Annotated in this window: 8 protein-coding genes; 7 read left to right on the top strand and 1 reads right to left on the bottom strand. The window is 74.6% G+C overall.

The features are described 5' to 3' along the window. On the bottom strand, positions 1 to 702 hold a 702-nt coding region (locus ACFW1I_RS24100; RefSeq protein ID WP_384673400.1), incomplete at its 3' end, for an IclR family transcriptional regulator. Between the two features lie 194 nt (positions 703 to 896). On the opposite strand from ACFW1I_RS24100, the gene hsaA (ACFW1I_RS24095) reads away from it, so the two are divergent. From hsaA (ACFW1I_RS24095) to ACFW1I_RS24065, 7 genes are all read left to right on the top strand, one after another. After that, complete coding sequence (gene hsaA, locus ACFW1I_RS24095; RefSeq protein ID WP_384673397.1) at positions 897 to 2,066, top strand: 3-hydroxy-9,10-secoandrosta-1,3,5(10)-triene-9,17-dione monooxygenase oxygenase subunit; 1,170 nt, start codon at positions 897 to 899, stop codon at positions 2,064 to 2,066. Between the two features lie 108 nt (positions 2,067 to 2,174). Further along, positions 2,175 to 3,341 carry a 3-hydroxy-9,10-secoandrosta-1,3,5(10)-triene-9,17-dione monooxygenase oxygenase subunit gene (gene hsaA, locus ACFW1I_RS24090; protein ID WP_384673394.1) on the top strand — a complete coding sequence of 389 codons (1,167 nt, stop codon included), beginning with the start codon at positions 2,175 to 2,177 and terminating at the stop codon, positions 3,339 to 3,341. Between the two features lie 12 nt (positions 3,342 to 3,353). Then, positions 3,354 to 4,223: a 4,5:9,10-diseco-3-hydroxy-5,9,17-trioxoandrosta-1(10),2-diene-4-oate hydrolase gene (hsaD, locus tag ACFW1I_RS24085; protein ID WP_384673391.1), complete on the top strand. Its 870-nt coding sequence runs from the start codon at positions 3,354 to 3,356 to the stop codon at positions 4,221 to 4,223. 26 nt (positions 4,224 to 4,249) lie between these two features. Then, positions 4,250 to 5,143 carry a VOC family protein gene (locus tag ACFW1I_RS24080; RefSeq protein ID WP_384673388.1) on the top strand — a complete coding sequence of 298 codons (894 nt, stop codon included), beginning with the start codon at positions 4,250 to 4,252 and terminating at the stop codon, positions 5,141 to 5,143. Further along, on the top strand, positions 5,131 to 5,613 hold the full coding sequence (locus ACFW1I_RS24075; protein WP_384673385.1) for a flavin reductase family protein: 483 nt from the start codon (positions 5,131 to 5,133) through the stop codon (positions 5,611 to 5,613). Before ACFW1I_RS24080 ends, ACFW1I_RS24075 begins: the two co-directional genes overlap by 13 nt. Then, the gene (locus ACFW1I_RS24070) at positions 5,613 to 6,494 is read left to right on the top strand and encodes a MaoC/PaaZ C-terminal domain-containing protein (RefSeq protein WP_384673382.1); all 882 of its coding nucleotides are present in this window, start codon (positions 5,613 to 5,615) and stop codon (positions 6,492 to 6,494) included. Before ACFW1I_RS24075 ends, ACFW1I_RS24070 begins: the two co-directional genes overlap by 1 nt. Before the next feature lie 10 nt (positions 6,495 to 6,504). Further along, positions 6,505 to 8,175 carry an FAD-dependent oxidoreductase gene (locus ACFW1I_RS24065; protein WP_384673380.1) on the top strand — a complete coding sequence of 557 codons (1,671 nt, stop codon included), beginning with the start codon at positions 6,505 to 6,507 and terminating at the stop codon, positions 8,173 to 8,175. The last annotated feature ends 193 nt before the right edge of the window (positions 8,176 to 8,368 follow it).

Below are 8,368 nucleotides of genomic sequence, written 5' to 3'. Positions count from 1 at the left end.
GGGGCGGGCGGCGCGCGGCCGCGGCGGCGCGACCACCCCCCCCCCCGCGCGGCCCGCGGGCGCCGCCACGCAGAAGACGCCCCGGAAGCCCTCCTCCTGGTCGAAGGCCACCCCGCGCTCCCGGACCAGCGCCAGCTCGGCCCGGAACGGCTCGGGGCGGGTGATCGTCCGGGGCGTGCGGGGCCGCAGCCCGTTCCGTATCACCTGCTCCACCACCGGCGCGTCGCTGAACGCCAGGATCGCCTTGCCCGACGCGGTGCAGTACGCCGGCTGCCGGCCGCCGGTCCGCGACGGCACGCCCGAGTCGTCCGAGCCGCCGATCCGCTCCAGATAGACCACCTCGGCGCCGTCGAGCACGGTGAGGTGCACCAGATGCCCGGTCGCCTCGTGCAGGGCGTGCAGATGGGGGAGGGCCGCCCGGCGCAGCCGGTTGTGGTGCGACGCCATCGCGCCGAGCTCCAGCATGCCCATGCCCAGCCGGTAGTCCCGGCCCTCCCGCTCCAGCCAGCGCAGCTGCACCAGCTGGTCCAGGATGCGGTGCGCGGACGACCGCCGGATCCCGGACCGCTGCACGACCTCGGTGAGCGTCAGGCGCGGTCCGCCGCTCTGGAACGCGCCGAGCACCTTCGCCGCCTTCTCCAGCAGCGACAGCGGCGGAACCATGGCCTCGGGCTCGACCCGCTCGGCGGCATGCGTCGTCATCGACACCTCCCACACGGACGGCGCGACGGGGCGAGAGCCCGGCCGCGTCCGTAATCTCCGGTATTGCGTGGAGCGTGCCAGAGCGGCGCGGGTACGGGGAAGAGGGTGTTCCGTCTCGGAACGGTAACGCGTAGGTTCCCTCTCGTCACCCCGGACGAGCCCACGATCCGGACCCCGGATCCGAGAGGCACCCCATGCGCGACCACGACGTCCTCACCGCCGTCCGGGCCCTCGCCCCCGCCCTGCGCGCCCGCGCCGACGAGGCCGAGGAACTGCGCCGCGTCCCCGACGCCTCCATCGAGGAACTGCAGCGCACCGGGTTCTTCCGGCTGCTGCGGCCCCGGGCCCACGGCGGCCTCGCCGCCGCCCCCGACGTCTTCCACGCCGCCGTCCACGAGATCGCCAGGGCCTGCGGCTCCACCGGCTGGGCCACCGCCGTCCTCGGCGTCCACCCCTGGTACGCCGCCCAGCTCGACCCCCGCGCCCAGGACGACCTGTGGGCGGACGACGACACCGCCCTGATCTGCTCCTCGCACGCCCCCACCGGCACCGTCACCCCCGTCGACGGCGGCTACCGGCTCACCGGACGCTGGCACTTCGCGGCCGGCGCCGACCACGCCCGCTGGGCCCTCCTCGGCGGACTCGTCAGCGACGCCGACGGCCACCCGCTGGACCTGCGGACCTTCCTCGTCCCCCGGACCGACTACCGGGTCGACGACGTCTGGGACACCGTCGGCCTGCGCGGCAGCGGCAGCAACGACATCGTCGTCGGCGACGCCTTCGTCCCCGAGCACCGCAGCCTCGGCTACGGCCCCGTCACCACCCTCCGCTGCCCCGGACACGCGGCCAACCCCGAACCCCTCTACCGGATGCCCTACGCGGCCCTCTTCACCACCACCGTCTCCACCGTCATGGTCGGCATCGCCGAAGGCGCCTACGACCACCACGTCGACACCGCCCGCAGCCACCCCGCGCTCCCGCACGGCCGGCGCGTCGCCGAGGACCCCTTCGCCCAGGTCCGCATCGCCCGCGCGGCCGGCGAGATCGACGCCGCCCGGCTCCAGCTCGCCCGCAACACCGCCGAGCTGTACGCGGTGGCCCGCGCCGGCGGCGACCCCTCCACCGCCCTGCGCGCCCGCGCCCGCCGGGACCAGGTCCTCGCCACCGAACGCGCCCTCACCGCCGTCGACCTGCTGCGCGAGAACACCGCCGGCGGCCCCCTGCGCAGCGACGGCGACGTCCTCGCCCGCGCCTGGCGCGACCTCCACACCGGCCGCGGCCAGGCCGCCAACGACGTCGACCGCGCCCTCACCCTCTTCGGCCGCGCCGCCGTCGGCCTCGACGTCCACGACCCCATGCTCTGAACCCCGCGCGCCGCCTTCCCGCTCAGTGGGAGCAGCGCGTTCACCCCGGCGGCGGCTCCCCGTACGGTCCTGGCATTCCCCCACCACGACCCGAAAGGGGATGCCCCCATGGCCGACGACGTCCTGGCAGCCGTCCGCGACCTCGCCCCCGTCCTGCGCGAACGCGCCGCCGAGGCCGAGGAACTGCGCCGCGTGCCCGACGCCTCCGTCAAGGAACTGGAGGACACCGGCTTCTTCCAGCTCCTCCAGCCGAAGGCCTTCGGCGGCCGCGCCGCCGACCCCGTCGCCTTCTACACGGCCGTCAAGGAGATCGCCAGGGCCTGCGGTTCGACCGGCTGGGTCGCCTCCGTGGTCGGCGTCCACCCCTGGCACGTCGCCCTCTTCGACCCGCGCGCCCAGCAGGAGGTGTGGGGCGAGGACCCCAAGACCCGCATCGCCTCCTCGTACGCCCCCACCGGCAAGGCCGCCGCGGCCGACGGCGGCTTCCGCCTCTCCGGCCGCTGGCACTTCTCCTCCGGCTGCGACCACGCCCGCTGGGTCCTCCTCGGCTGCCTCGTCACCGACGCCGAGGGCAACCCGGTCGACATGCGCACCTTCCTGATCCCCCGCTCCGACTACCGCGTGGACGACGTCTGGGACACCGTCGGACTGCGCGGCACGGGCAGCAACGACATCGTCGTCGACGACGTCTTCGTCCCCGAGCACCGCGCCCTCAGCTTCGGCCCCGTCACCGCCCTGGACGTGCCCGGCCACGCGGTCAACCCCGAACCGGTCTACCGGCTGCCGTACGCCGGCGTCTTCACCACCACCATCGCCACCCCGATCGTCGGCATCGCCGAGGGCGCCTACGACTCCTACGCCGAGGCCACCCGCAGGCGGTTCCGCGTCTCCTACGGACAGCAGGTCGCCGAGGACCCCTTCGCCCAGGTCCGCATCGCCCGCGCCGCCAGCGACATCGACGCCGCCTGGCTCCAGCTCACCCGCAACATCGGCGCCATGTACGCCCTCGCCGGGCGCGGCGAGGCGATCCCCATGGAACTGCGCACCCGCACCCGCCGCGACCAGGTGCTCGCCACCGAACGCGCGGTCGCCGCGATCGACCTGCTCATGGAGAACGCCGGCGGCAACGCCATGCGCACCGGCCCCGGACCGGTCCAGCGCGCCTGGCGCGACGCCCACACCGGCCGCGGGCACGCCGCCAACGACCCCGAGCGCGCCCTCGTCATGTACGGGCAGTGCGCCCTCGGCATCGAGATCCAAGACACCATGGCCTGAGAGGTGCCGCAGATGACCGAGCTCACCCCCGCATCGACCTCCCGCACCGTCAAGGCGGCCGGACTCACCCTGCACTACCACGAGGCCGCCCCCGCCGACCGGCCCGACGCCCCCGTCGTCATCATGCTGCACGGTGGCGGCCCCGGCGCCTCCGGCTGGAGCAACTTCGGCGGCAACCTCCCCGTCTTCGCCCGGGAGTTCCGCACCCTCCTCGTCGACCAGCCCTGCTACGGCCGCTCCGACAAGCCGGAGCTCGACCGGGACTACTTCAGCTACAGCGCCCGTGCCGTCGCCGCCCTCATGGACGAACTCGGCATCGCCCGCGCCCACTTCGTCGGCAACTCGCTCGGCGGCGGCACCGCCGTCCGGATCGCCCTCGACCACCCCGAGAAGGCCGGCAAGCTCCTCCTCATGGGCCCCGGCGGCGTCTCCGTCAACCTCTTCGCCCCGGACCCGACCGAAGGCATCAAGCGGCTCTTCGAGTTCAACGCCGCGCCCGAGCCGACGAAGGACCAGCTCCGCGCCTTCCTCTCCGTCATGGCCCACGACCAGTCCGTCGTCACCGACGCGCTCGTCGAGGAACGGTGGGCCTCCGCCACCGACCCCGACACCCGCCTCGGCACCGCCCGCATGGCCGCCTCCTTCGCCAACCCCGCCTGGGCCGAGGCCACCCTGCTCTGGCGCGAGGCCCACCGGATCACCAGCCCCGTGCTGCTCACCTGGGGCCGCGAGGACCGCGTCAACCCCCTCGACGGCGCCCTCGTCGCCCTGAAGACGATCCCCGACGCCCGGCTGCACGTCTTCCCGCACTGCGGCCACTGGGCCCAGACCGAGCGGGCCGACGAGTTCAACCGCCTCGCCGTCGACTTCTTCACCCACTGAGACCCTTCACCGAAGAGGTGCCCACCATGGACATTCGCGCACTCGGCTACCTGCGCCTGGAGACCACCCGCCTCGACGAGTGGCGGCGCTACACCCTCGACATCCTCGGCATGGCCGAGGCCCCCGGCTCCACCGACACCACCCTGCTGCTCCGCCTCGACGACCGCGCCCACCGCCTCGCGATCCAGGCCGGCGACAGCGACCGGCTGCTCGCCGCCGGCTGGGAGCTCGCGAACGCCACCGCGCTCGCCGAGGCGACCGCCGCGCTGGAGGCGGCCGGGGTCGCCGTCAAGGCCGCCGACGCCGCCGAGCTCGCCGAGCGCCGCGTCCAGGGCCTCGTCCACCTGACGGACCCGTGCGGCAACCCGCTGGAGCTCTACTGGGGCCAGGCCCAGGACCACACCCCGCTCGCCACCCCGTACGGCAACCGCTTCGTCACCGGCGACCTCGGCCTCGGCCACGTCGTCCTGCCCGTGCCCGACATCGAGGCCGCCCTCGACTTCTACGAGAAGCTCCTCGGCTTCCAGCTCCGCGACTCCATGCGGCTGCCCCCGCAGGCCGTCCCCACCGCCGCCGAGCAGCGCGACTTCCACTGGATGCACTTCCTCAGCCCCAACCGCCGCCACCACAGCCTCGGCCTCTACCCGGGCGCCCTGCCTCCCGGCATCGTCCACTTCATGGTGGAGCTGGAGACCCTCGACGACGTCGGCCTCGGCCTCGACCGCATGCAGGCGGCCGGCATCCCCATCGCCTCCAGCCTCGGCCGCCACACCAACGACCGCATGGTCTCCTTCTACGCCCAGGCCCCCGGCGGCTTCCAGGTCGAGTACGGCTGGGACGGCCTCGTCGTCGACCCCGCCACCTGGGTCGCCAAGGAGATCACCGCCGACAGCGTCTGGGGCCACCGGTGGAACGGCTGATCGACCCCGCGGTCTTCCGCGACGTCCTCGGACGCTTCGCCAGCGGCATCACGGTGGTGGCGGCGCTCGACGGCGGCGAACCCGCCGGCTTCGCCTGCCAGTCCTTCGCCTCCCTCTCCCTCGACCCCCCGCTCGTCATGCTCGCCGTCGGCCGGTCCTCCAGCAGCTGGCCGAGGATCGAACGGGCCGGCCGCTTCTGCGTCAACATCCTCGCCGAGGACCAGCGGACCACCTGCGCCGCCCTCGGCCGCAGCGGCCCCGACAAGTTCGCCGGCGTGCCCTGGAGCGTCGGCGAGCACGGCACCGTACGGATCGACGGGGCGCTCGCCTTCGTCGAGTGCGAGCTGCACGAGGTGTACGAGGCCGGCGACCACCACCTCGTCACCGCCCACGTCACCGCCCTCGACGCCGGCGAGGACCGCAGACCGCTGCTCTTCTACCGCAGCCGCTACGCCGTCGGGGCGTTCTGATGCCCCTCGACCCCGAGAAGGCCAAGGCCGCGCCCCCGGTGCGCACCGAGGCCCACTGGGACGCCCACGCCGTGCGCCTGTACCACCTGGCGCTCGGCGCGGGCGTCCCCGAGACCGACCCGCGCGAACTGCGGTACGTCTACGAGGGCCACGAGCGGGGCCCGACCGTCCTGCCCACCTTCGGTGTCGTCGCGGGCGGCACCGGGGGAGTCGGCTTCCAGGTCTTCGACCACCCCGGGATCGACATCGACCTGGCCGCCGTCCTGCACGGCGGCCAGGAGATCACCGTGCACCGGCCGCTGCCCGCCGCTGCCCGCGCCACCGCCGTCACCCGGGTGACCGACGTGTACGACAAGGGGCGTGCCGCCGTCCTCGTCCAGGAGTCCACCCTCCTCGGCGAGGACGGCGCACCCCTCCTCACCCAGCGCAACGAGATCTTCGTCCGCGGCGAGGGCGGCTTCGGCGGCGACCGCGGCCCGTCCCGCCGGCTGCCCGCCCCGGACCGGGCACCCGACCTGGTCCTGGAGCTGCCCACCCTCCGCCAGCAGGCCCTGCTCTACCGGCTCACCGGCGACCGGAACCCGCTGCACGCCGACCCGGCGACCGCCCGGAGGGCCGGCTACGACCGGCCCGTCCTGCACGGCCTGTGCACCTTCGGCATGGCCGTCAAGGCCGTCACCGACCGGCTGTACGACGGCGACGCCGGCGCCGTCACCGGCTGCCGCACCCGCTTCGCCGGGGTCTTCTTCCCCGGCGAGACCCTGCGGCTGCGCGTCTGGTCCACCGGCGACGGCCACCTGTTGACCGCCACCGCCGCCGACCGCGACGACGCCCCCGTCCTCACCGACGCCCTCGTCACCGGCCGCCGACCCACCCTCTAAGGAGCAAGCGTTGGACACCCCGTGGGACCACACCTACGACGTGGTGGTGGTCGGCTCCGGCTCCGCCGGCCTGGCCGCCGCCCTCACCGCCCGGCTGCGCGGACTGACCGCCCTCGTCGTCGAGAAGACCGGCGCCTACGGCGGCTCGACCGCCCTGTCCGGCGGCGCCATCTGGGTGCCGAACAACTTCCACCTCGACCAGGCCGGGCTCGGCGACACCCCCGAGAAGGCCCGCGCCTACCTCGACGCCACCGTCGGCGACCGGGTCACCGGCGACCGCAAGGACGCCTACCTCGTCCACGGACCGCGCATGGTCCGGGAGTTCCACGACCGGACCGCCGTCCGCTTCATGTACACCCCCGGCTACTCCGACTACTATCCGGAGCGCCTCGGCGGCTGTCCGCAGGGCCGCTCCATCGAACCGCAGGTCTTCGACCTCACCACGCTCGCCCCCGGGCGGCGCGCCACCATGCGCCGCGCCGGCCTGCCCACGTACGGGCTCACCATCACCTCGAAGGACTTCCACGACCTCAACATGGTCGGCCGCACCTGGGCCGGCCGCCGCACCGCCGTCAAGGTCGGCGCCCGGGCCGCCAAGGCCCTGCTCACCCGGCGCAAGCCGGTCTCCCTCGGCGAGGCCCTGATCGCCCGCATGCGGCACTCGCTCGACCTGCTCGGCGGCGAGCTCTGGCTCTCGGCGCCGATGACCGGCCTGATCGAGGAGTACGGCCGGGTCACCGGGATCCGGATCCGCCGCGACGGCCGCGACCTCGCCGTCCGCGCCACCGGCGGCGTGGTCCTCGCCTCCGGCGGCTTCTCCCACGACCAGGCGCTGCGCGAGAAGTACCTCCCCGGCCCCACCTCCACCGACTGGAGCGCCGCCGCCGAGGGACAGACGGGCGACGCCCTGGAACCGGCCCTCGCCCTCGGCGCCGCCCTCGACCTGATGGACCGCGTGTGGGGCGCGCCGACCGTCGTGCCCCCGGACGGAAAGCCGTTCTTCCTCGTCGCCGACCGGGGGATCCCCGGCATGGTGATCGTCGACTCGGCGGGGGAGCGGTACGCCAACGAGGCCGCCCCGTACCACGAGTTCGTCGACGCCATGTACGCCCACCAGGCCCGCGGCGGCGCCACCGCCGTACCGTCCTGGCTGATCCTCGACGCCACCGCCAGGTCCCGCTACCTCTTCATGGGGCTCTTCCCCGGCCAGGCGTTCCCCCGCCCGTGGCGGGAGAGCGGCTTCGTCAAGGAGGCCCCGACCGTGGAGGAGCTGGCCCCGCTCATCGGCGCCGCCCCGGAGCGGCTGCGCGCCACCGTGGACCGCTTCAACGGCTTCGCGCGGGCGGGCAGGGACGAGGACTTCCACCGCGGCGACAGCGTCTACGACCGCTACTACGGCGACCCGACGCTGCCCAATCCCAATCTGGCGCCGCTGGAGAAGGGCCCCTTCCACGCGATCCCCGTCCACCCCGGCGACATCGGCACCAAGGGCGGCCTCGTCACCGACGCGACCGCCCGGGTGCTGCGCGAGGACGGCACCGTCATCCCCGGCCTGTACGCCTCCGGCAACGTCTCGTCCGCCGTCATGGGCGAGACCTACCCGGGGCCCGGCGCGACCATCGGCCCCGCCATGACGTTCAGCTGGCTGGCCGTCAACGACATCGCGGGCGACCGCGCGTGACCGGCCGCGGCACGGACGCCCTGCGCGGCAGGACGATCGTCGTCACCGGCGGCGCCCGGGGACTCGGCGCGGCGGGCCCGCGGGGCGGCGCCGCGGGCGCGGCGCCCGTGGGCGGGTACGAGGAGGCGGAGGGTGAGGGGGCCGGGGGCGCCCGGGGGGGTGGGCGGGCACGAGCACGGCGTGGGGGAACTGT

Source organism: Streptomyces sp. NPDC058955 (genome assembly GCF_042741435.1).
In the GTDB taxonomy this organism is placed as follows: domain Bacteria; phylum Actinomycetota; class Actinomycetes; order Streptomycetales; family Streptomycetaceae; genus Streptomyces.
Note: the sequence above shows the minus strand (reverse complement) of the source record. Positions and strands in the feature narration are given on the sequence as shown.